The following is a 25,109-nucleotide window of genomic DNA, read 5'->3' on the forward strand; positions in this document are numbered from 1 at the left end:
ATTAATATCTAATCAAAACTAACTCTTTAAACTGCCAGTGTATTTTTCATAAAAATTTCTATTAAATCATGACATAATATTATATGCTGCTTTAAATTTTCCTATCATTTTAAGCTCAAAATCTTACTTATTTTTTAAGGAGTACCAATGCTGATTGAACTTGCAATACTCAGTGGTGGCGCAGCACTTTGGCGAAAGGCCAAAAATAAGGATTCTCAGTCTGCTCCTACTTCAAATAAACCACTTTGGTCTAGAGGAAAAAAACTGGCTCATGATTTTAAAGATGCTATTTGGGGTGATGAACGCCAGCAAATGCAGCAAAGTCTTGATGAGGGTAAGCGAGCAGATACTGAAAATATTAGGCTAGAAGAAAATAAAAAAATGTTGATGTCTGCGGGTGCTGTAGGTATCACTGTGCTAGGGCGTTTTTTCCCCTTACCCGCTATTTATGTTTTAAGCAGTGCCGCTGTGATTTATTTAGGTCGGCATGTACTGACTACTGTGTTTCGTGATTTCAAACGTGGTCATTTCATCAGCACTTATCTGGTTTCCACTATTTTGATGATAGGCATGATTGCAACGGGTCAACTGATTTTAGCGGCAATGGCTGGATTAATGGGGGGCTTTTTAGTCAAATTACTCAGAAGAACCGAAAATAATTCTCAACAACAGTTAATCAATGTATTTTCAGGTCATCCCAATCAAGTATGGCTAGAACGAGATGGAGTGGAAATTCAAATTGGGTTTGATGGATTGCAAATAGGTGATGTGGTGATTGTCCATGCAGGTGAAGTGATTCCTGTCGATGGCAAAATTAAAGTAGGCTCAGCCAGCATTGATCAACATGTTTTAACAGGTGAAAGTCAGCCTGTAGATAAAGGAATTGGTGAGGAAGTATTTGCCTCAACATTGGTATTAGCAGGAAAGATCAGTATTCAAGTTGAAACCGCAGGTAAAGAAACCGTGGCGGCTAATATTGGGCGAGTACTCAATAACACTTCAGATTATAAAGATACTTTGATGCTACGCGGTAGAAAAATTGCAGATTCCTTGTTGCCTGTAGAATTAGGTCTTGGTGCGGTGACTTTAGGCGTTTTAGGGCCTGTTCCTGCCATGGCGGTACTGTGGTCAGGTCTTGGTTATCGCATGATTATGAATGGACCAATTAGTGTTTTAAATTATCTGCAAATTTTGGCGCGTAAAGGCATTCTTATCAAAGATGGTCGGGTGTTGGAATCAATAAATAAAGTCGATACAGTAGTATTTGACAAGACAGGCACGTTGACACAAGAGCAACCCACAATCACGGCAGTGCATTTATTTGCCGAATATGATGAAAGCCAAATTTTATATTACGCAGCTAGTGCAGAACATCGCCAGACCCATCCTGTGGCCAAAGCCATTATTGAAAAAGCCCAAGTACAAAATATCACTTTGTCTACGCCAGAAAATACCAGCTATGAAGTGGGTTATGGCATTAAAGTAGACGTTGGGCAAAAAACAATTTGTGTCGGCAGTGCGCGTTTTATGCAGCGTGAACAATTAACCATGCCTGAACAATTGGATGATTTACAGCAGCAAGCAGAAACATTTGGATACTCTTTGATTTATATCGGAGTTGATAATATTGTTGCAGGTGTATTGGAAATGCAACCAACGATTCGCCCAGAAGCTTATGGTTTGATTGATACTCTACATAAAAAAGGCATTTCAACTTATATTATTTCTGGCGACCATGAACAACCCACACGTAATACAGCAGAACAATTGGGTATTGACCACTACTTTGCAGAAACGCTACCAGAGAATAAAGCAGATTTAATTAAGCAACTACGTGATGAAGGTCGATTTGTATGTTTTATTGGTGATGGGATTAACGATGCCATTGCGCTGAAGTCTGCACAAATTTCGATTTCTCTCAAAGGCGCATCCAGTGCCGCAACAGATACGGCTCAAATCATTTTCATGGATGGCAGCTTAGCCCCGTTTGAACATTTGTTCAATTTATCCGATGAATTTGAAGGTACAATGCGTAATAATTTTCTAATCAGTATCGTACCGGGTGTGATTAATATTGGTGGGGTTTATTTACTACATTTTGGAATGCTGGCAAGTATGGGGCTTTTCTATGCAGGCACAACGGCAGGTCTTGTTAATAGTGTCATTCCTCTGATTAAGCACCAAGAAGAAGCTGACCCTGATAATCCTCAATCTCAATAATGGAATGATAGTGTTAGAAACAGATTTATTAACTATTTTCTTTGCTTTAGGTGCAGTGGTGACATGGGGAAGTGGTGACTTTACAGGTGGTTTTGTAACAAAGCGACACCCTGTTTATAGCACCTTATTAACGGGGCAATTGATTAGTATTATTCCTTTTTTTGTTTTGGCACTGTCATTTGAATTTGTCGTACCCCGTATGGATGATGTGTTGCTTTCTTGCTTGGCAGGCTTAGGTGGCATGGTGGGTTTGCTTAATCTTTATTCTGGTTTAGCCCAAGGCCGAATGAGTGTTGTTGCACCATTGGTTGCAATTACGGCCAGCATCCTGCCCATCTTTGTCGGCATATTTACGGATGGTATACCCACATTAATTCAAATAACAGGATTTTTTATTGCAATTTCAGCGGTTTGGTTATTATCAAGTAATGGCCGACAGTTTGATATTACGTCCATTGAATTACGTTTTGCATTAACCAGTGGCCTTGGATTCGCAATATTTTTCATTCTTATCGATCGTATCAGTGGTGACACTGCTCTATGGCCTATTGTTGCGGCTCGATTTGCTTCAATCACGGCTCTTTCACTTTATGTCATCAGCCGTCGTGAGTGGAAACCACCAACAAAGGCATTACTACCCCTAATGGTATTAACGGGCTTATTTGATACCACAGGCAGCTATTTTTTCATGATGGCAGCGCAAGTAGGTCGCTTAGATATTGCCACTGTGATTTCTTCTCTTTATCCCGCGATAACGGTCATTTTGGCTTGGCTTATTTTAAAAGAACGCTTAAAAATATCACAATGGTTTGGTGTTGCCACTGCATTAATTTCTGTTGTTATGATTATTTTATGAAAAGGCTTAAAAAACATAGGCTTTTATAACTATAAATTATAAGCAATTGTTTTAAAACGATAAAAATAAAAAATTACAAGCGGTTGATTTAAATTTTAGGTATGTTTACAATGTATTCGTAAGTTTTCAAACGGGGTAATGGCATCGCTATCAGCTTAGAATAAGATGTCAAAATTTACCCCTGTATGGTTATGACTGCTTTGAGCTTCGAGCCATATTTTTAACCAACTTAAAGGGATGTCACCATGTCAACCGTATCAGATTTGTCTTTAGTTATTGATGAAAAAAACCAAACATTTATTGATAAGAACAAGGCTGAATTGGCTGATTTAAGTAAATACTCTACTGAAGCATTAGAATGGTTGATGATGGAGCATTATCAGTTTTCATTCCAAAATGTCGAATTCTTAGCAGATTCTGCTCAAGTCTCAGGTGGATTTGATACTAATACAGTGAAAGAAGAGTTGATCCGTAACCACGGTGAAGAAAACGGCCATGCAGCGATATATAAAGATGCACTTAAACGTGTTAACTGCGATATTGAAGAACGGGTGGAATTTCCTGCAACAAGCCAATTCTTAGAAAAAATTGGTCAATTATCCAATACCACGCCTTCTACTGTTTTAGGTACAATGTTCGCTACTGAAACCGCTGCGATTTTTGAACATGAAGTATTTCTTGATGTTTCAAAAGAAGTGATTAAACGCGGTGAATGGGGGCAAAAAGGTGATCGATTAGTCGGTTTCCATGAAATGCACTTAAGTGGTGTAGAACAAAGCCATCGTGATGAATTAGGTATTTTCTTGAAAGGTGTTCCTGTCGATCAAGAAATCATTACAAAAGAAGGTGATCGCCCAACAATCCATGTGACTCAAGCCCTTGAAGGTGCAGAGCAAGCAATTGAAGCAATGGTGACTTGGTGGGATACTATGATAAACAAAGCTAAAACCATGAGCCAAGCCGCGACAGCCTAAACGAATCTCTTATGAAAATCTCTCGAAATTATCCACAATTCCAACTGGCGTTACATTCGCCGTTATGTCCCCGATTGCTCAGAGATGATGCAATAACCACTATTGAAGATGGCTGGCATTGGACGTTGACCCCTTCATCACCTTGGACAGCAGATGATAATGAAATCTTATTTTCAAATTTGCATGGACAGGATATTGATGGAGAAATCGAGAGACGGATTGCTGAATATCAAAAGCATGGTCGTCCGATGCGTTGGTGTGTTTACCCTTGGACGTATCCTGCTGATTTAGGTGAACGTTTAACTAAATTAGGCGCGACGTGTTCCAATACGCAGGCCTTATTATGTGACACGGCGATTCCATTGGAGATTGTGGAAGGCGCAGATATTCAAAAAGTTGATCCCAATTCAGCCGAAGATTATGAAGCCTATATCACTATTATGTCTTCAGGGATTATGTCTTCAGGTCGAACTTTGCCCGCTGATGAAGTCGAATTTAGACGTAAGCGTTATCTTGAATTAATTACTGATGGCACAATGCAGCTCTATCTTGCGCGTTATGATGGTGTGATTGCAGGTTGTGGCGCGATGTATATGCAGCAAGATTCTGCATGGTTAACAGGTGATTATGTTAAACCAGAATATCAAGCCCGTGGTTTATTTCAGTCCTTGATTGCAGCCCGTTTACAAACATTGCGTGAAATGGGGATTAAGATTGCGACAGGACATGGGCGTGAAGAAACCTCAGTGCCTTGGCTTAAACGTTTTGGGTTTCAATCCATTTTTCCATATCAAATTTATCAAATTGACCCGCCCGAAATCAATAAATAGCTTTTGCTGAGACGCAATTGAACTTTTGTTTTTGTTCCAAATAGATATGCGATTAAGGAATTGTTATGCTTCAATCAAGTCATACGCGCCCCATTATGATTGCAGGAGCTGGTGCAGCGGGCTTAGGTTGTGCTTTAGCAGCAGCAAAACAAGGCGCAAAAGTCTTATTATTAGAAAAAACAAAACAACTGGGCGGCACAGTTCAACAAGCATTGATTCATACCATTGGTGGTTTATTTGACGATCAGGGGCAGCTACTTAATACGGGTTTGCCCGCACAGCTTATTCAGCGATTAACTGAAGCCTGTACCTATACCAAACAACGACGGATAGGTAAAACGTGGGTATTAGATGTTGATCCCATTATTTACACCCAAGCGATTACGGATTGGGTAGCAGAAACGCCGAATATTGAAGTTTTCTATAACACTGATTTAAAAAATATTATTGTACAGGATGGACAAGTTCAGCAAGTCACAATGCAAAATGCGCAGCAATCGAATACCTTAGCAATTCAAGCTTTGGTTGATGCCACAGGCAATGCCAATATTGTGCGACAGATTGACAGTCAATTAGTTGAAGAGGGTAAGGCGTTAAGTGGGCTGATTTTACAATTGCGCGGTCTTGAACCTGATGCGCTGAAATTCCCTAAAAGTGTAGCGATATTACGTGAAATTCGTAAAGCGGTTGAAAAGAAAAAATTACCTGCTGAATGTGCAAGCATATGGTTAGATACAGGGGTTTATCCTGATGAAGCGTATGCAAAATTCAATCTGATTGCCACTGATTATGATGCCATACAGATTCAAGCGATTGCTGAACAATTTCTGCGTTTTTTAAATACTTTACCGGGATTCGAAAATGCCGTGATGCGTTCTCGTGGACAATTGGGGATTCGTGATGGTGGTCGAATTCAAGGTGAATATTGTTTAACTGAAGATGATGTAAAAGCAGGACAGCGTTTTGAAGATGCGGCTTGTCGTGCCAGTTGGCCTATTGAGCATTGGCATCCTGAAACAGGTATTAGTTTGGAATATTTACCTGTTGGACAAGATTATGATATTCCGCTGCGTTGTTTGAAAGTCAAAGGGTTTGGGAATTTATGGGCTGTTGGAAAATGTTTGTCTGCTGAGCCGCGTGCTCAAGCTTCTGCTCGTGTCGCTGGAACATGTTGGGCGATGGGTGAAGCGGTGGGCAGTCAAATTTAATTTATGACGCGGAGCGTCTGGGCTGCATTCCAACGGAGACCGTTGGAACGAGAGTATTTGGGATTGCGTAAAATCAACGACTTACAATCATTAAAAACGTTATTTTTGCAGTTCTTTTACAGCCTCAGAGCGTAGTAACTAGATAATACCCTCGTTCCAACGGTCTCCGTTGGAATGCAGCTCTGACGCTCTGCGTCACAATTAGATTTCAAATGAGTTTTATAATCGTGATAAAAATCAGCACAAATGTGAGTTTCCGATGACCTTGAATTTGGCACAGTGTTTTTTTCAAAAAGCACAACAACAACCAGAACACCCACTTATTTTAGGGCAAGAGTGTAGCGATGAAACCAGCTATGCCGCATTTGCAGCAGAAGTGCAGACATTATCAGACCAGCTTACAGAATTAGGTGTAAAGCGTGGTGATAATATTGGGGTGCATTATCTCAGTGGTCGTCATTATATTGCCTTTGTTTATGCGGTTTGGCGTTGTGGCGCGTGCGTTACGCCTTTGCCTTTTGAATTAACCGCGACTGAGAAACAGCAGATATTTGATTTTGTGCATATTGATGCGGTGATTTCCAGCACCCGATTGTCAGATCAACTCAATGCCGTATTAGAATCGGATACCGCGCCGTTACCCAATCAAGCCATTTTTGCTAAAGCCATCAGTCATTGTCAAACCCCGCCTGATTTAACTCAGGTCAATGCCGCTTTTATTCGATTTACCTCTGGCACAACAGGTGATGCTAAAGGGGTTGTATTATCACATGAATCAATTTATGAACGAATTCAAGCCGCGAACAAGGTTTTAAATATTGGTGAAAAAGATCGTATTTTATGGCTTTTATCAATGGATTATCATTTTGCGGTTTCCATTGGTGCATATCTGACTTTGGGCGCGAGCATCATTTTACCTAAAAACAGCTTTGGGATTACACTCCTGACCGCTGCTGCCAATCACAATGCGACTTTTATCTATGGTTCGCCGACGCATTACAGCATGATGACCCAAGATGATACAGGAATGGTATTACCTGATGCGTTACGGCTGGCGATTGTGACAACGACCGCGTTGCATAGTGATGTGGCAGATATGTTTTATCAACGTTTTGGACGTATTCTTAATGAAACTTATGGCATTATCGAGCTGGGTTTGCCTGCGATCAATGTCAGCCAATCGCGTGAAAAACAAGGCTCAGTCGGTCAAATTACCCCTGATTATGAATTACGATTAGATTGTGCAGAAGGTCAACAGCACGGTGAAATCACTGTCAAAGGTAAGGGCATGTTAGACGCTTATTATGCTCCTTGGCGCAGTCGTGAGATGATTTTGCAACAAAATGGCGGCTGGTTCAAAACAGGTGATTTAGGCAAATTAGATGCGGATGGTTTTTTATATATTGTCGGTCGCAGCAAAGAAATGATTAGCATTGGCGGAATGAAATTTTTCCCTAATGAAGTCGAAGCCGTATTAGAAAAACATCCAGCGATTCAAGCCGCCTGCGTCTTTGCAGTGAAAAGCAAGCAATTAGCCGAACCCGCAAGAGCACATTTAGTGTTACAACAAGGCGAATCCATGCCTGATGCCAAAGCATTAAGAACCTATTGCCGCCAATCTTTAGCCGCACATAAAATCCCAGGGCAATTCGAGTGGGTTGAACAATTAGCCTACACCGCCAGCGGTAAGAAAATTCGCAATCCAGACAAAATAACAGCCTCTAAATGAGAATAACTATGGAACTACAGGAAGATTTACGTAACTACATTATCACTGAAGGGCTTAAAGGTGACATCCCTGATGGCTTTGATGATGAATATGATTTGATTGACTCAGGCGTGATTGATTCTTTATTTATGATGAATTTAGTGGCTTATCTTGAGCAAGAGCATCAAGTGGAATTTGGTATGAATGACATGATACCCAAACACTTTAAAACGATTAATGCATTGACCGCATTTGCCCAAAGCAAGTAACACGTTGGTTTAAAAACCGATTCCAAAAATTGCTCTTATGGGCTATGAGGATGGAAGATGAATAGTAATGGAACACAGGTTAATTCGGCATTAGACCATTTATGTGAACCTGCATTGATGGAAATTCGCCCTAATCTATTTGCTGTCAAATTTGACTTGATGAAGATTGTGCCTGCCCGATTTATTTTAGAAAATGCCTTGGCAACAGGACAATTAGAACCGGGTGGTCTTGTTGTTGAAAGCAGTTCAGGTACGTTTGCACTGGGTTTGGCGATGGTGTGTGCCAATATTGGTTTACGCTTGTCATTGGTCACAGGCCCTCTTGAACCTTCTGTCAGATGGCGTTTAGAGCATTTAGGCGCGAGCATTGAAAGTGTCCCCAGTACCGCAGGCGAAACCCTTGGCGGGATTCAACAAGCACGTTTAGATTATTTACAAGGCGTATTGGCGAAAAATCCCAGTGCATTTTGGCCTCAACAATATACCAATCCATTGCATCCCGCATCCTATGCCAATATTGCTGGCGAATTGGGTCAATCGATGGGTGATGTTGATTTTATCGTTGCCTCAGTTGGTAGTGGTGGTTCGATGTGTGGAATGTCGCGCATATTACGCAAAACCAATCCTGATTTAAAAGTCATCGGTGTGGATCATAATCTTTCGGTATTGTTTGGTCCTACAACAGGTAAAGCGTATCCACTTTGTCAGGAATGTTATGTGCCGTTACTCGGTATGGGTTCAGATATTGTAATTCCTAATCTTGACCATGCTGAATGTGATGAAGTTCACTGGTTGCCTGTGGCGAAAATGATTAACGCCGTCCACGATTTACACAGCCAATACGGTTTGTTTTTAGGGCCAACAGCGGGTGCAGCTTATGCGGTGGCGGATTGGGTTGCGAAAAATAATCCTGGGAAAAATGTGTTAACCATCTTCCCAGATCATGGTATTCGTTATTTACAAACGATTTTTGATCCACAGTGGTTAGGCGAGCGCGATGCAGAATTAAAACGTGATTGGTCAAATCCTATCGCTGTAGACAGTCCAACTAAAGTATCGAAAGATTGGGAATATTTCCCTTGGGAACGGCGCACTTATCAACAAGTGATGGGACATGAGCCTGTTTCAAGAGGAAAATAGTCATATCAGGGATTATAGTCATTTTATTTTAAAGTGATACAGGACTGGCGGTTCTTGATTTCAAAGGTGATTGATATTTAAAGTATAAAAGGACTGCCAGTCCTAATTAAAACGGTTTAACTTTTAAAAGCGGCTAATCCGCTGAATGTAACATCATGACATCTCTTGCTTGTCCACAATAATAACAATATGTTTAAGGAACTTGAATTGTAATGCACCCCAACGCTCTCGCATCCCAATTAGTCCAAAATAATGTGCAAGCCGCTGTTGTAACAAAACAGTTGGTTGGCTACGGAAAATCCTTTGCTAGCTTTGGTGAAATTGTGCAAGGTAGATTACCCAATGGCGAAGATTTTTTAGTGACTATTCCTGTGGATATGTGGAGTACTTGCGAGCTGACATACGAATCTATTGATGGCGCATCCACTGTTGATGCCACGTTTTCTAAGTCAAAACAAGTAGCAGAACACATGCTTGATGTTTTGGACATGAAATGGGGCGCGAAAATCAGCATTGAATTCACCCGCAATATTCCAATTGGCAAAGGCTTAAGTTCCAGTACTGCGGACATGTTGGCAGTTGTCAGGGCGTTTCAAGAAGTATTTGGCATTGTGGTCACAGAAAATTTTATTTCGCGCTTATTTACTAAAATCGAACCGCATGATGGTCTGCATTATTACATGAGTGTCGCGTATAATCACCGTTTGGGCACATTGTTAAGTAAATTGGGTTATATCCCTGATTTTAATATTGTTGCTGTGGATTCAGGTGGTGAATTATCAACTGTTGAATATAATAAAAATCTCAATTTTACCCCTGCATTACTGGCAGAATACGAGGCATTATATAACAACTTATTGATTGCGTTTGCCAAGCGTGATGATATTGAAATTGCCCGTTGTGCTCAGAGATCAACTGAATTACATGTCAGTCGAACAGGCAATACTTTTTTAGCAAAAGTGTTAGAAAAGGCAAAGCAGGTCAATGTATTAGGTATTTTAGCAACTCATAGCGGTACTTGTGGTGGTTTTTTATTGGCGGGTGATGCGACAGAGCAAGAGTTACAGCACATAGAAACTGAAATTGCAGATATTGGTCGGGTATTTCGTACTAAAACATTGAAAATGTTACTTTAATTCCAATCAAAGCATCGATACTAGGAACGAGGCGGTTTAAAGCATCGTAGCTAAATTCAGTACTATAAGTATGACTTACTGCTAGTCGCCCTATAAAACCCTACATCCCGTATTATCCTCAAAGCAAAGTATCAAGCTATTATCGAGCAAGCTCAAAAAGCCGAACCCGCCCCCTAAAGGTAAACGCGGCAAATCCAAACAAAACTCACTAAACTGACTGCCTGTAAATCTATCTTTCTAGCATAGCTCGGTCAGGTAGTTACAAATTAACAATAAACTTAGGATTACGCACTATTATCTTTGTTTGCATATACTCAATTATTACTTCCTGATTTTCAAAAAGAATATAGCTGTTTTTCAAAAAGTTAAACTTAATAACCACAATTAACAATGACAAGGATAGCAACAATATTTATTTTTTCTTAATTATAGATAACTACATATCTTACTTAATAATGTTGAATATTTAAGGAACGTGCGGAAAGCCGCTTGTAGCCTTGTATTTAACAATATATAAAATATGTTACTATCCAACCACGTTGCGGCATAACTGTAAGTAATAATATTTCCTTATTTATCTTACTGATTTTATTGCACAATATAAAAATAAATATTAAGAAAGAACCACTTTAAGGAGAACATGTCGATGAAGGTAGGACGCAAATTAAAAATCATCGCATCTGCATTAACATTATGTTTTGGTTTAAGTCATACGGTACATGCTTTTGATTACGGAAAAGAAGGCGACCCGATTCACTTAACCGTTGGTTTTCAACCTTATTTCACTCCTGCATGGTCAGGCGTGGTAATTAAAGGCAAAGAATTCTGGAAAAAATATTTGCCTGAAGGCTCAACAGTTGAATTCCAAGTCGGTTTGCAAGGTGCTGTTATCGTTGGTCAAATGTTAGCAGACAAACAGCAAATTGGTTATCTTGGTGATATGCCGGCCTTAACCATTACCAATAAAGAACGTATTGCGGATGTACGTTTGGTTGCCGTCACAGGCACATCCACCCAATCTTGCGATATTCTATTTGTACGTAATGAAGCCCCAGAATTTGAATCCCCAGAAGCTGCTGCTAAATGGATTGATGGTAAAACCATGGCATCAGGTCACGGCAGTTGCGCAGATCGATTTGCCCGCGTGGTTTTTGACAAAGCTGGGATTAAACCAAAACGCTATTTAAATCAAAGCTTAGAAGTGATTAGCAGTAACTTCCGTGTCGGTAAATTGGATGCCGCGATTGTTTGGGAACCTACGGCTTCTCAACTAGAAGAAAAAGGCATTGCACGTCGTGTGGCTAGTGGTGTGAACTTTGGTGAACGTGATGGCGCATTCGTTGCCATGCACAATGAGTTGATGCAAAAACGTCCTGACATAGCACGTGGTTGGATGGAAGCAGAGCTAGACGCACAATTATTTATGACAGACACGGCCAATGCAAATGAACTTGCATCCATTATCGAAGCTGAAACCACAGGTCTAGCAAAATCCACTTTATGGCACGCGCTGTACGGTACTTGGGCTGAAAACCAAGGTGGTAGCCCTGAGAAATTAACCTTAAATTATAGCTTCACACCAGATATGGTGGAATATGCACAACGTGCCTATAGTTTCTTACACAGCATCAAACGGGTTAGTACCGCAGAATTACGCGACAATGCGATTGACAATAGCTTAGCTGAAGCAGTGTTGAAAGCACGCGGATTAAGTAGTCCATTAGGTTCTGTCAGTGCATTACCTAGCCCCCAAGCAAATTTAGATTAAATCTCTAATCAAAATATGGCATTAAGTTTTGCCCTCATGCCATTTTTGTAGGATTGAGAATATATCAATAATAGGGGTGCAGGTTTGTTTTGCTCAAGCAAGATAATCTTGTGCTCCTAAAAATATTCAAGGACTGCTAGTTCTCTATTTTGCACAAAACATGAGCGCAAACCTTACATTGTGAGACTCAATCTCCTAAGGTATTGCTTATGATTGACCAGAATTCCAAGCTATCCCAATTTTTTAGCCATTTATGGTTTAAATTCAAAAAAACGCTTAAAAATCCCCGTTTATATATTGGCCTATTGGGCATCATCAGTTTTGGTATTGCATATTATTTATTTACAGAAGTATGGCGACTACCACGTTTTGAGAAACTACCCGGCCCTAAAGCGGTTTTGACCGAATGGTTTAGCTCTGATCCGATGTGGGGCATTTCAATTTATACCGAAGAATATTATCAGCACATTTGGGCAAGCTTACGGCGAGTAGGAATCGCATTGCTAATTGCAACAGGTTTAGGCGTACCGCTGGGCTTGTTTATGGGTTGGTCTAAAACATTCAAAGATTATACTTTTCCCGTTTTAGAAATATTACGCCCGATCCCTGTTTTAGCATGGGTTCCTTTGGCGATTTTGATGTTTTCCGATACTGAAACCCCCGTTATATTCCTTGCCACACTTGCCTCATTTTACGTCACCGTACTCAATACCATGTTAGGCGTAGAATCAATTAATCCCAATTATTTACGTGCCGCAGCCTGTCTCGGTTCAAAAAGGCATCATCTGTTTTTACACATCATTTTACCGGGCGCATTACCGTATATTTTCACAGGTTTACAAATCAGTGTTGGCGTTTCATGGTTTTCCTTAGTCGCGGCGGAAATGGTCTCAGGTCAATATGGCTTAGGTTATTTGATTCTGAATTCATACACCTCTGTTACTTATGAAACCATTGTGATTGTTATGCTAACGCTGGGTTTAGTCGGCTATGCGAGTTCTGCTTTGGTTCGATTGATTGGACAACAATTAATGCAATGGCAAGCACGTGCCTTAGCGATGGAGAACCGCCCGTGAGTACATTACAAGGTAAGCTCAGTATTCAGCAAGTGAGCAAAATATATGATCCCGAGGGCGCGAATGTTCATGCCTTACAAGACTGTAATTTAGAAGTTGCAGCGGGTGAAATTTGTATGTTGCTAGGTCCTTCAGGTTGTGGCAAAACCACTTTGCTTAATGCGGTTGCAGGGTTTCATTCTATTAGCCAAGGCGCAATTCATTTAGACAATCAAGTGCTATGTGATATGCAAAAACCACAAGCTGCTCAAGGCTCTGACCGTATTGTAGTATTTCAAAATAGTGCATTATTTCCGTGGAAAACCTTATTAAATAATGTCAGCTACGGACCTATCGTACAAAAAAAGCTGTCGAAAACCAATGCAAAACAACACGCAGCCGCATTACTGTCAGAGGCGGGTTTAGGCGATATGTTGCACAAATATCCGGGGGAAATTTCTTCAGGAATGGCGCGACGGGCTGAAATTGTCCGCGCGTTAATCAATGAACCAAAACTATTGTTATTAGATGAACCTTATCGGGCGATGGATGCTTTGACTAAATCGATCATGCACGAAAATTTGTTAAAAATGTATGAGTTGAAACCGTCGACTATTTTCTTTATCACTCATGATTTGGAAGAAGCTGTGTTTCTCGGACATAAAGTCGCAATTATGACCACCCGTCCCGCCACGATTAAAGAAGTGATTCCAATTGATTTACCTTATCCACGAGACCATCGGATGTTAGCGTCTGAATCATTTCGGTTGCAAGTTAAGCGGGTTAAAGAAGCGGTACGCAGCGAAGCAGAAAAGGCCTTTGCAGCTGGGGAAAAGGAATTAGCATGAACATCAATCGCTATGTAATCAATAATAAGGCGCTATGGCGCGGCTTGTTTTCTATCCTGTTTCTATTGCTATTATGGGAATCCTATATACATATTAAAACGGCATTAGGTGGAAAAACAGAAATGCCGATTCCATCCACAATTTTAAGCCAATGGTCAGTCATTATTTTAGACGGCAGCTATTGGGCGAGCTGGTATGCCAGTTATACACGAGTGTTAGCAGGTTTTTGTATCGCGATGTTAATTGGTATTCCATTTGGTTTAGCTTTGGCTGTGAATCGTAATTTGTATAGCTTCTTTTTTCCCATCTTTGAAATCTTGCGGCCGATTCCACCTTTGGCATGGGTACCTGCATCGCTGATTTTTTGGCCGACTCAAGAAATGTCAATTATTTTTGTGATTTTTCTCGGGGCATTTTACGCTGTGGTCATCAATGTATTGGGCGGCGCAAGAAATGTTGATATTCGTTATTTACGTGCAGCTCAATCAATGGGAGCAAACCGATGGCAACTGTTTTGGCGGGTGATTTTGCCTGCAACTTTACCGTCAATTTTCACAGGTGCAGCAGTCGGTATGGGCATCACGTGGGAAGTGGTGGTGGCGGCGGAAATGATTGCTGTTGGCGGACGAGTTTATGGTGGTGGTTTGGGCTTTTTTGTGTGGAATTCATTTGTTGGGGGTTCAACTGAGCAAGCGGTCATTGGCATGTTAAGTATTGGGATTGCAGGCTTTATCGCCAGTAGTTTATTGCGAGCGATGGGGCGTTATTTAACTCCGTGGCACACCAGAATGGCATAGGGGAAGAACATCATGCAGCATTTATTACAACTTGAACAAGTCAGCCATTGTTATCAAATGGGCAGAAATAAAGAGTGTGTAATTCATGACCTGACCATGCAAGTGCCGAAAAATAAAATGACGGTATTGGTAGGCCCTTCGGGTTGTGGAAAATCGACTTTAATCAATTTGATTGCGGGGTTTGAAAAGCCAGAGCAAGGTGAAATTAGACTCAATGATAAACGGGTCACTGCACCAAGTCATGATCGCATGGTGGTATTTCAGGAAAGTGCGTTAATGCCATGGCTTAGCGTGTATGACAATATTATTTTCGGGCCTAAATTACGTAATGAATCGTCATTAGCTGAGATTCGTAGCCAAGCCGATGCTTTATTAGAAAAAGTCGGTTTAACAGGATTTGCCAAACAGTATCCTGCTCAACTGTCAGGTGGAATGCAGCGTCGTGCGGAATTAGCCCGTGCGTTAATCAATCAGCCACAGTTGATGTTGATGGATGAGCCGTTTAGGGGATTGGATGCTTTGTCACATGAATTGATGCAGGATTTCTTTTTACAATTATTTGAAGAAACTAAAAACACCTGTTTATTCGTGACTTCGGAAATTGAAGAGGCAATTTTATTAGCGGATCAGTTGGTGATTTTATCTAATCGACCAGCGCAAATTCGAGCCGTTTTAAACATTGATTTGCCCAGACCTCGTACTCATGAGATGCTTAATAGCAAACAGGCTTATGAGTATAAACGCCAAGCTTTAGAAATTTTATATCAGGAAGCCTTAAAGAATTTCCAACGTGAAGGCAAATTAGATGATTTCTTAGAAGCTTATTCTCAACGAGCAACTGAGCCTCAAACTTAGGAATTTAAGCAGTGTGCTCATGACTAGATTAATCATAGTTGTGAGCAATTTTTTGTTTTTACAAAGCAATGAGCTATAGTCGTTTTATTCTAAGATGATATAGGGCTGGCAGTCCTCACACTCAAGATAGAATTGACTATATCTAGGATATAAAAATGGATAATGATATTTATCAAGCACCGCAAGCTGTGATTACCGATAATTCAGATAATACGAGAGGTTCTCCAGTAAAAGCAATATTTCTGGGGATTGTTATAGAATACATTGTAGCTCTAATATTGATTATCATTTTTACAGCTATATATGCTTTTATATCAATAAATTATTATGGAGCAACCCTTGAGTTACTAAGAGTTCAACTTGAAGAATTAGATGATAATATATTTTCGATTCTATGGTTTAGTATGTTTTTTATTGGCATGTGTTGCTCCTTATTAGCAGGTTATATTTGTGCGCGTACTGTGAAGCAGGACATTTACAAATATACGCTAATTTTAGCGTTATGTTGTACGGGGTTTAATCTTATTGTTGATCTTGATTCTGCGTTAAGGGAAGTTGTGTTTGGTATGTTGACTTTAGTAGCTATGCTTGGTGGTGCATATATTTATCAATTTACTCAAGCGGAGACGGTAGGAAACGAGTAAATATAAAAATGATAGTAATGCTTATGAGTACAAATTTCAGAAATAGAGTATAGCTTTTCTACGTGCTTTTTTAAATTCATTTATTAGTTAGCGTCTTTCATCTCTCTAGCTTACCGTTTTTACCTGTTTTTTTGCATAGGTGAGCTAGGTAGTAGTTACGAAAAACTTTATTTTTTAGGCGGATATGAAGAAAGACAATGTGGAATTATTACTTGGTTGCATTGCCACAAAATGCTTTATTTATTCAGCACTCAACCGAACTAACAGTATATTAGCTTGCAAGTGTTGCGGTTCACAATCTATTACTTTTTCCAATTCTTTTTTACTGTTTTCAGTATCATATTGTTTCAAATAGGCTTTTGCTAGCGCAATACGTAATTGATTATCATTGGATTGCACTGCCAATAGTTTATGAGCCATATCAATGAAGTGGTCATATTGTTCAAACAAAAAACACACATAAGTAAAATTTTGCTGAATAGAGGTATTTTTTCCATCAAAAGAAAGTGCTTTTTCTAATAACGCAATACTTTGCAATCCTGTTTGTTCATTCGTTGTTAATAAGCCTGCCAAATCATTATGCAAAATACTATTGATAGGGTCTGATCGCAGTTTTTGCTGTAATAGGTCAGCGGCTTGTTTTAACTTGCGTTCTGCAACTAACCCTCTAGCCTCATCATGTAAGAATTTAAAACCCGGATTGAACTTTGGTAACAACGTTGTTTTTTTGCGCAATTGATCCAATTTTTGTGCAAATATTTCTGCCTCATTGATATACCCTAGTGAATGAGTCAGCATCAATGTTTGCTCTAAGATAAATGCATTTTGAGTACTCTCAGCAAGTGGTATCAGTAAGCCTAAAGCATTTTGATGCTCTTTCGCGATGATATAAGTAAGAGCTAAATTCTGTTGCACGGTAACATCAGTTGGCTGCAAGATGAACGCTTGTTTTAAATCTATTAAGGCTTTCTTATTATTATTAAAACTATGTCGTAGCAATACACAGGCTCGATCATTATAAGCTTGATAATCAGTTGCTTCGCGTAAAATTTGTATCTCAAATTTACGTAGTAATGTAGAAATATTGGGTTTAGATTGTACAAGTTTTTGCGTTGTTTTTTGTAAAAAGGTCAAATTTTTAGTAAACATAATTTTTTTATGATATTGTACCACTTGTATTAACAATTGACTGATAATATTAGCATTTTTTTCACATGAAAAGCGTTTAGCTTGCTTTAAGCCTTGTTGAATTAATATACGACGAGTGACCTTTTCTTGTACGAGTTGCAACGCATTTTTCATCTCACTAGGCGCATTATCATCAATATAAATAACGGCATCGTCTGCAACTTCTGGAATTGAACTATTGTTACAAGTAATGACAGGACAAGCACAAGCCATCGCTTCAAGTATAGGTAAGCCAAAGCCTTCATATTTTGAGGGATAAATGAGGGCTGTTGCTCCAGAATAAGCCGCTGCTAAGTCTTCATCAGCAAGATGCAAAAGATGTAATTCTGTCGTCTCTGTAATGTATGTTTGTAGTTCAGCCTCAAATTGTTGACTTCCGCCAACACAAACAATAGCAAAACGTTGCTTATCTTTGTAATCCGCGAAAGTTTGGAAAAAGAGTTGGGCATTTTTATAACTTTTTCGATGACCCACAAATAAAAAATAGGGCTTAGTAATATTATATTTTGTTTTGAATTGGCTAATGGCTATTTGTTTCGCTGGAAAAAAATGTTTTTCAATGCCATTGTAGGCAAGAATCACCTGCTCAGAACGAATGGATGGAAAAAAGCGTAATAAATCTTTGCCTGTATTTTTAGAAACAACAAGATAGGCCATCGCATATTCAATAGCATGATGCTTTTGTATCCATACAGACTGATCAATATCAAAGCCCAATACTTCTGGAATCATATCGTGCACAAGCAAAACGCTAGGAGTACTAATCGGTGTGGTATAGTAAGTTGAAATGAATATATCTGCTTGTTCTTTATCACAAATATCTTGCAGCATGAATGACTCATATTGTAGCCGTTGCGGGTCATAAGTTGCAGTTAAACGATATTCAATCCCTTCATATTTCGGTGCAGTACCCGCACGATCAAGTATGACAATATGTTGCGCAAAACCAGAGCGTAACCATTGCTTTAAAATAGCCTGCCAAACTTTACTGATACCTGTATTAGCAAGTTGAAAAAAAACACCATCAATAACCACTTTGAGCTTAGAGCCTGATTCATTTTGTCGGGGGGTGAATTTCTCTATTGAATTGAATTGCCCAGCCTGTTGATAAGCATCAATGGTTGTATTGACAAACTTATCCCAACTAAACTGATTTGCTTGAGCTAATGATTTTTGGGCTAGAGATTCTCTTAATGATTGATTTGTATATATATCCAGCAGATATTGACTCAATGTCTCGGTATCATGTGGAGCTAACATTAAGCCTGCATCTCCAACCACTTCAGGCAATGACGAGGTATTAGACGTAATAACAGGTACACCACATTGCATTGCTTCTAACGGCGGTAAGCCAAAACCTTCGTAAAGTGAAGGATAAACAAATGCTAATGCACCGCTGTATAAAGCGGCTAAATCTTGGTCAGGCACATAGTCAGTAAAAATGATAGATTGACGTAATTCAGGATATGTTTTTAATTTTGAGAAAATATGCTCGTATTGCCAGCCTTTTGCACCAACTAGCACTAAATATAAATCTTGTATTTTCTCAGATTGTAGTAACTGTATAAAACTATCAATTGCTTGAATGATATTCTTGCGGGGTTCTAATGTGGCTAAACTTAAAAAATAAGAAGCTTCAGTTGGAATGTGATATTGATATTTTATAGCCGCTATTTTTAACTTATCTGTACAGGGATAAAATAAATAATTATCGGCAGCTAAATGAGTTACGATAACGTTTTCTGGTGAAAATTGTGTATATTCACAAAAATCTTGCTTTGTTGATTCAGATACGCAAAATATCTTATCTTTAGCTAATAAACGCGTCAATGCAGTTTGTTGCAACTGTTGATGGCTGTCATTTTGGAATAAATGCGGAAATTTAATTGGGATAAGATCATGCACGGTTAAAAACCGTTGTTTTGCATGTAGATGAGTTGGAAATGGATAGTATAAAGAATGATAAATATCAGTTGCAGGCAAATAATGACGGTAGTGTAAGCTGATCGGATTTAGGCTTGGGTGTTGTGTTTGATAATTGCTCGCAAGTCGTTCACCCTGTTCAATGCTGGGGGCACAAAAATTTAAATTTACATGATGATGTTTTGCCAAAGCAAGTGCTAATTTTTCTGTGACTCTAAAGATACCTGTACGAGATTGAGCATGAATATGCCCTAAACCCAATACAGAAATATCATATAAAATAGTTTGCTTAATAGCCACTTAGCCTTACCATGTAGCCTCTAATGCTGTTTTGTAGGCATATAACATACCTTGAATGAAGTGGTGCTGTGCATATTTTTGAGCTTGTTGTAACCCACTTTGGCTAAGCTGTTTGCGTAGCTCAGTTTGCTGATAAATATCTAGCATCGCTTGGCTCAAATCATCATGTAGTAATGGGTTGGTCAAAATCCCTGCTGTTTCAACAATTTCTGAGATTGCTGATAAATCTGACGAAATGATTGGAGTACCACAATTCATTGCTTCAAGGATAGGTAAAGCAGAAGCTTCATATAAGCTAGGATAAACAAATGCCAGTGCATGAGTATATAAGACAGCTATATCTTGTTGTTCGACATAACCTGTTGTAATAATAAACTTTCGATACAAGCCTAGCTCAGCCAACAAGTGCTCAAATTGCCAACCATTTGCGCCAATAAGCACAAGGCGGATATCCTGAATATTTTGCTGTTGAACTAAATGAATAAAACTGCGAATCAGTTGCACAATATTTTTGCGTGAATCCAATGTGGCAAAACTAATAAAATATGGTATTTCTGTTGGAATGTGATATTTAGCACGAATGTTGTGCTCAACATCCCATTTTGGATAAAAAGCGTGTTTGTTTACGGCTTCTGGAATGATAAAAACCTGTTCTGGATTAAGCTTTGTATCTTCACAAACAGCATTTTTCGTTGCATTTGAAGGACAAATAATATAATCCGTTGCTTGCAAATCATAAATAATCCGTTCTAATCCAACGGTGTCATAACGAAATTGTGGATAAACCAACGCTGTCATATCACGCAAATATTGAATACGAGCTTGGGCTTTACAAGGCGGAAAGGGATAGGTCATTGCTTGAACAATATCAGTGGCAATGAATTGATTATCTAAAATAAATGTTGCTGAATTTAGTTCTGGATGGGCTAATATATAATCCTGAGCTTGCTCATTTGCTCTGTCATAGCCATTGGCATATAAAGTTAAATTAATGGAACGGCACTTATTTAAAGTAACCAAAGCATCTAACAACATTTTTGTTATTTTATAACGGGGTTTGAGCTCAGCATATTGCTGATACTGGGCATGACCCAAATAGGAAATATCAAAGCTAATGTTTGGTTGTCGATAATGTTCAGAAATGGGAAAATCATATAAAACAGGTTTGACAAAGGCTTCTTGGATATTTTGTCGATTAGTTGTATCAAGTGCCACTTGATAAGCCGCTAAGGTATCTTGCGTGAACTGATCCCAACTGAATTTTTTTGCTTGATTTATGGCCTTCTGTGCTAAATTTTGCCTCAACTCACTATTTTGATAAATTTGCAACAAACTATCAGATAAACTATCCATATTTGTTGGGCTCAACAAAATACCTCCATCACCCACCACTTCAGGTAACGAGGTTGCGTTGGCAGCAATCACAGGTGTCCCACATTGCATCGCTTCTAATGGGGTTAATCCAAAACCCTCTGCAAAGGACATAGAAGCAAAAACCAGTGCACCACTATACAATGCTGCCATATCTTGATCTTCAACCCGTTCTGTTAGGATAATACGTTGTTGAAACCGCCCTACTAATTTAGAAATAGCCTGTTCACGCTGAGGGTTTTTGCTCCCAACCATCACAAGATTTAAATCATCTAATTTAGCTTCAGTAATAGTATGAATAAAACTTCGAATAATATGTTCTAAATTGCGCCGCGCATCCAAAGTGGATAACACTAAAACATAAGGTGCATCGGGTAAATTGTATTTTTTTAGTACATTTTGAATTTTTTGTTTATCAGTGCAAGGGTAAAATGTTTCAGAATCAGCCCCTTCATAAGCAACAAATACACGATTTGGATCAAATCCAGTGAAATCACAAAAATCCTGTTTTACATAGTTTGAAATACAAATAACCCAATCATCTGGCCGTAAACTATCTAATTTTGCCTTCATTTCTCTTAGCGTGCCCATACCCGTAAAATAGGTATTACGAATAGGAATTAAATCATGTACTGTTAAAAAACGTTGCGCTTTAGTTGTTTTATCGGGTAATGAGTAAAAAGAGGAATGAATAATATCAGTATTAGGTAAAAAATTTTTATGATGTAAAGGAATATCTGCTAATTGAGGATTGGAATACAAATAGGCCCTTGTACATTCATAGGCAGGAAAAGACCTTTCAGCCGCGTAAAAATGTATATTTTGCTTATCTTGGTATTTTAATAGCGTATGAATGAAATTTTCTGTGACTCGAAACAAGCCTGCTTTATCTTCTGGTTCACAATGGCCTCGTCCTAAAAATGCAGCATCAAGCAACATTCTGATAGATTTATGTTGTATTGTAATTTGCTGGCTTGCTATTTTTTTTAATAAATTGACATATTCATCAGTAGTTTGAGGCAATTCAGTTAATGCAGGAGTGCATGTTTTTATTCCTGTCAAAGGCAATAATTCTTGTTGTATCACAGATTCAATTTCTGCTTTCCAACCATGGGTTTGCACTACATTTAAAAGCTGTTTTGCTATCTGTTCTGGAGACTGATTGCACTGCATATTATTGAGCATATTGAATATAGTCGTTTTATTCTAAGATGATACAGGACTGGCAGTCCTTGGTTTTAAAAGTAATTGATATTTAAAGTTTTATAGGACTGCCAGTCCTAATACCAAAAACGAAATTGACTATAGCGGTTAATTTCCTGTAAATTGCTTAGGACTGATATAGGTCTTTTTAGACAGAAAAGGCAAAACTTTGCTTCTATCTATTGGATATTGAATAAATTGTTCTAAAACATCGCAAAAGCTATCAGGCTGATGAATAACATCTTCATATTGTAAAAACAAGCTTGGAATAGAAGGGTTTTCAGTTAAGAATTTTTGTACTTTTCGGGTATGATTGATAGCACCTAACATCATCTTATCTGTTAATTCGCGTTGGTCGTGTGTTGCTGAACTACATGCAATGGCGAGAGGGTTTCTAATCACATTGATAAAGATGGGATTGCGGAGATGTGGCAGTAAATCACTTAAGTAATTTATATTATTCGGTAATTTCCAACCCCATGTTTGATAGTCTTGGTTACGTTGCTTAATTGTTGCAATCATGTCTTCTAAGGTATTTTCCGTCCTAAACAATGGGTCTTCATACTGGTGACCTAATTGATTTCCCATCATAATACCAGACTAATGCAATGCTCCTGAAATGGCTGATGTACCACCACGTGGACAGCCTAAAACAATGATAGTACGTGCTTGCCCATGAACTGCATCTTTATTACGTTCAATTGTGAGAAATTTTTTATCTCCCACCTTATTGATTAACAAAGGGGGAGACACTAAGTTATTAGACTTGTGCTGAATATTTGGCTCAACATTAATTGAGCTTAATAGCGATTTTACTTTTTCATTATTAGGTTGCAAAGCAAGCACTTTTTGATAGTAAGGTATTGCTTCTGTAGTTTTTTTTGTAAAAAATACAAATTTGCTAAATTCTCATGAAAAATTACAACATTATCTTTAACCGCAATCGCGTGTTTAATACACTGTTCTGCCTCAGCAAAATGCTTTGTTTCAATTGCAATCACCCCTAACAAATTCAGGGCTTCAGCATGATTAGCATCAATAGCTAAAATTTGGCGTATGAATTGTTCTGCTTGATATAAATTTTTAGTTTTAAATGCAGCAATGGCTTGATTCAGTAAATTTTCTGTCATTTTTAACTGCGCTTTTTGATGTGGAAAGGAATAATTGAAATAATCTAGCTCAAATGCAAATAGGTTTCTAACCATCTCAATACTTGAATAATCATAGTAATCACTTAGTTCAAGAGCGGATTGGCGGAACTGCGATTTTAATTGTGGTATTGAATCAGGAAGAAAAGGAATATCTAATGTTTGACAAACATGCTCAATTCCTTCCTCTATGGCTTCATATCGAATAAAATAATCTATACAAACTTGCCCATTGATAATATATTTATCTCTATCAACAGCTCTGTCTTTCCCTATCTCAAATAACCAATTTTTAAATATAGTAGCATGTTGCTTTTTATCAAAAATATCCCATTTTATATCTTTCTTGCGGGCATTAAAATAAAACATTGATACCATCTTATCAAAGGGATTTCTGATTGCACAAAATTTAAAATACTCGTCCCAGATAGCCATCCCTATTTTGCCTTTAATAAAATCAGCTGAGGCATGACCTCCCCAGAGCTTTTTCTCTCCCTTATAATTATTTTTATTACTTCTATACCCAACAATGCCTGTATCACCCATATAAAGTTCTCTACCTTCTGTTTTTGAGGACTCATTATTAAGTAAACAGTATTTTTCAAAATACACTTCAATCGATGTACCCGCTGTTTTTCTGGTTTTAGTATAAATAAATTTTTTTGTATGGCTAACTAACATGATATAAAAGCTTTGTTATGGTTTGATAAGAGATTGATATTGCTTATATGATTGCTTTAGACAATAATCATATAATTTATATTCAAAGGCCAATTTTGGACGTAAAACGGTTTCTGCATAGTCTTTTTCCTCAGCACTAATATATTGATAGCGGTTGGTTGTTATATTTCTTTGAGGGAGTTCTAACAAGGGTTTTCCCACATAATTTGATAGGCAATATACAAACCAATCAAGTTGCTCTGTAATGCCAACTAATATGTTATATTTTTCAATACGTTCGATTGCTTTATCATAAGCTATATTTGGATAAGCCATTACTTTTCCAGCTATTCTGTCATCTGAGCCTAACATATCAAGTTGGCCTAATAACAACTGTTCAGCATAATCGCTTTCTTCTACTAAATATTGTAAAGAAAATCGTCTCATTGCCTGCATGTGGTCTGCTGTTGCAAATCTAATGGGGTCTTTAATAGGACGGCGAGAATGAGCCAGTAAAGAAAACATCCGTTCTATTGGGTCTCTTAGAATCGTTATGATGCGGCGTTTTTCGAAAAAATCATAATATTTTTCATAAATATCAAAAGAAAGATGACCAGCAACAATGTCATAAGGGGATAAGGTATTATTATCTAAATATGTCTTAATATCACATATCTTACTTTCATTAGATAAATAAATAGAATTGTTAGAAAGATCATCCAAAACAGAGCGTAGTGCAGAGCCTGCCGTTTTGGGAATATGCAAAAAGAATAAAGGGGTTGATAATTTTTCATGCTGGGCTTCTCGAGTTTTTATATTCTGTTTGAATATATCGATATAGCCACGACATTCAATTGGGATACTTGGCAGTTCAATATCATGAATATGTTTTTTAGGACTGAAAATGATGAATTTTTCACTAGCAAAACAAATATTAAACTTTTCTAATAAGTGATTTATAAAAAAACGTGAAAATTTTGCTAATTTGTCCCGATGCAGTAAAAAAGC

The 25,109-nt window shown here is 38.4% G+C and carries 21 protein-coding genes; 15 read left to right on the top strand and 6 right to left on the bottom strand.

From position 1 onward, the window contains the following. Positions 1 to 147: 147 nt before the first annotated feature. From ABXH34_RS02560 to ABXH34_RS02630, 15 genes are all read left to right on the top strand, one after another. Entirely contained in the window at positions 148 to 2,220 is a 2,073-nt protein-coding gene (locus ABXH34_RS02560; RefSeq protein WP_353570292.1) for a heavy metal translocating P-type ATPase, read from the top strand. 10 nt (positions 2,221 to 2,230) lie between these two features. Then, on the top strand, positions 2,231 to 3,076 hold the full coding sequence (locus ABXH34_RS02565; RefSeq protein WP_353570293.1) for an EamA family transporter: 846 nt from the start codon (positions 2,231 to 2,233) through the stop codon (positions 3,074 to 3,076). Positions 3,077 to 3,321: 245 nt separating this feature from the next. Continuing rightward, positions 3,322 to 4,050, top strand: coding sequence for a hypothetical protein (locus tag ABXH34_RS02570; RefSeq protein ID WP_353570294.1), 729 nt, complete (start codon positions 3,322 to 3,324; stop codon positions 4,048 to 4,050). 11 nt (positions 4,051 to 4,061) lie between these two features. After that, the gene (locus tag ABXH34_RS02575; protein ID WP_353570295.1) at positions 4,062 to 4,880 is read left to right on the top strand and encodes a GNAT family N-acetyltransferase; all 819 of its coding nucleotides are present in this window, start codon (positions 4,062 to 4,064) and stop codon (positions 4,878 to 4,880) included. Positions 4,881 to 4,945: 65 nt separating this feature from the next. Beyond that, the gene (locus ABXH34_RS02580) at positions 4,946 to 6,088 is read left to right on the top strand and encodes an FAD-dependent oxidoreductase (protein WP_353570296.1); all 1,143 of its coding nucleotides are present in this window, start codon (positions 4,946 to 4,948) and stop codon (positions 6,086 to 6,088) included. A gap of 259 nt (positions 6,089 to 6,347) precedes the next feature. Beyond that, on the top strand, positions 6,348 to 7,817 hold the full coding sequence (locus tag ABXH34_RS02585; protein WP_353570297.1) for a class I adenylate-forming enzyme family protein: 1,470 nt from the start codon (positions 6,348 to 6,350) through the stop codon (positions 7,815 to 7,817). Positions 7,818 to 7,825: 8 nt separating this feature from the next. Further along, on the top strand, positions 7,826 to 8,065 hold the full coding sequence (locus ABXH34_RS02590; protein WP_353570298.1) for an acyl carrier protein: 240 nt from the start codon (positions 7,826 to 7,828) through the stop codon (positions 8,063 to 8,065). Positions 8,066 to 8,122: 57 nt separating this feature from the next. Continuing rightward, entirely contained in the window at positions 8,123 to 9,205 is a 1,083-nt protein-coding gene (locus ABXH34_RS02595; protein ID WP_353570299.1) for a PLP-dependent cysteine synthase family protein, read from the top strand. A gap of 212 nt (positions 9,206 to 9,417) precedes the next feature. Next, positions 9,418 to 10,341: a GHMP family kinase ATP-binding protein gene (locus tag ABXH34_RS02600; protein WP_353570300.1), complete on the top strand. Its 924-nt coding sequence runs from the start codon at positions 9,418 to 9,420 to the stop codon at positions 10,339 to 10,341. 640 nt (positions 10,342 to 10,981) lie between these two features. After that, complete coding sequence (locus tag ABXH34_RS02605; protein WP_353570301.1) at positions 10,982 to 12,109, top strand: ABC transporter substrate-binding protein; 1,128 nt, start codon at positions 10,982 to 10,984, stop codon at positions 12,107 to 12,109. A 209-nt stretch (positions 12,110 to 12,318) separates the two neighbouring features. Beyond that, on the top strand, positions 12,319 to 13,185 hold the full coding sequence (locus ABXH34_RS02610) for an ABC transporter permease (RefSeq protein WP_353570302.1): 867 nt from the start codon (positions 12,319 to 12,321) through the stop codon (positions 13,183 to 13,185). Beyond that, positions 13,182 to 14,012 (top strand): ABC transporter ATP-binding protein, encoded by an 831-nt coding sequence (locus ABXH34_RS02615; protein WP_353570303.1) that lies wholly within the window; start codon positions 13,182 to 13,184, stop codon positions 14,010 to 14,012. Before ABXH34_RS02610 ends, ABXH34_RS02615 begins: the two co-directional genes overlap by 4 nt. Further along, positions 14,009 to 14,809 (top strand): ABC transporter permease, encoded by an 801-nt coding sequence (locus tag ABXH34_RS02620; RefSeq protein ID WP_353570304.1) that lies wholly within the window; start codon positions 14,009 to 14,011, stop codon positions 14,807 to 14,809. The genes ABXH34_RS02615 and ABXH34_RS02620 overlap by 4 nt, the downstream gene beginning before the upstream one ends. Positions 14,810 to 14,821: 12 nt before the next feature. Next, the gene (locus tag ABXH34_RS02625; RefSeq protein ID WP_353570305.1) at positions 14,822 to 15,664 is read left to right on the top strand and encodes an ABC transporter ATP-binding protein; all 843 of its coding nucleotides are present in this window, start codon (positions 14,822 to 14,824) and stop codon (positions 15,662 to 15,664) included. A 155-nt stretch (positions 15,665 to 15,819) separates the two neighbouring features. Next, the gene (locus ABXH34_RS02630; RefSeq protein WP_353570306.1) at positions 15,820 to 16,308 is read left to right on the top strand and encodes a hypothetical protein; all 489 of its coding nucleotides are present in this window, start codon (positions 15,820 to 15,822) and stop codon (positions 16,306 to 16,308) included. Positions 16,309 to 16,548: 240 nt separating this feature from the next. Here the strand turns inward: ABXH34_RS02630 and ABXH34_RS02635 are convergent, their stop codons facing one another. The 6 genes from ABXH34_RS02635 to ABXH34_RS02660 all read right to left on the bottom strand — a co-directional run. Next, positions 16,549 to 19,719: a glycosyltransferase gene (locus ABXH34_RS02635; RefSeq protein ID WP_353570307.1), complete on the bottom strand. Its 3,171-nt coding sequence runs from the start codon at positions 19,717 to 19,719 to the stop codon at positions 16,549 to 16,551. 6 nt (positions 19,720 to 19,725) lie between these two features. Continuing rightward, positions 19,726 to 22,263, bottom strand: a complete 2,538-nt coding sequence (locus ABXH34_RS02640; protein WP_353570308.1) for a glycosyltransferase family 4 protein — start codon at positions 22,261 to 22,263, stop codon at positions 19,726 to 19,728. Positions 22,264 to 22,401: 138 nt separating this feature from the next. Beyond that, complete coding sequence (locus ABXH34_RS02645) at positions 22,402 to 22,884, bottom strand: sulfotransferase (protein ID WP_353570309.1); 483 nt, start codon at positions 22,882 to 22,884, stop codon at positions 22,402 to 22,404. Positions 22,885 to 22,893: 9 nt separating this feature from the next. Further along, positions 22,894 to 23,130 (bottom strand): hypothetical protein, encoded by a 237-nt coding sequence (locus ABXH34_RS02650; RefSeq protein WP_353570310.1) that lies wholly within the window; start codon positions 23,128 to 23,130, stop codon positions 22,894 to 22,896. Beyond that, positions 23,106 to 24,122, bottom strand: coding sequence for a sulfotransferase family 2 domain-containing protein (locus ABXH34_RS02655; RefSeq protein ID WP_353570311.1), 1,017 nt, complete (start codon positions 24,120 to 24,122; stop codon positions 23,106 to 23,108). The genes ABXH34_RS02650 and ABXH34_RS02655 overlap by 25 nt, the downstream gene beginning before the upstream one ends. Before the next feature lie 15 nt (positions 24,123 to 24,137). Then, on the bottom strand, positions 24,138 to 25,109 hold a 972-nt coding region (locus ABXH34_RS02660; RefSeq protein ID WP_353570312.1), incomplete at its 5' end, for a hypothetical protein.

This window comes from Candidatus Albibeggiatoa sp. nov. BB20 (assembly GCA_016744725.1).
Lineage (GTDB): Bacteria > Pseudomonadota > Gammaproteobacteria > Beggiatoales > Beggiatoaceae > Albibeggiatoa.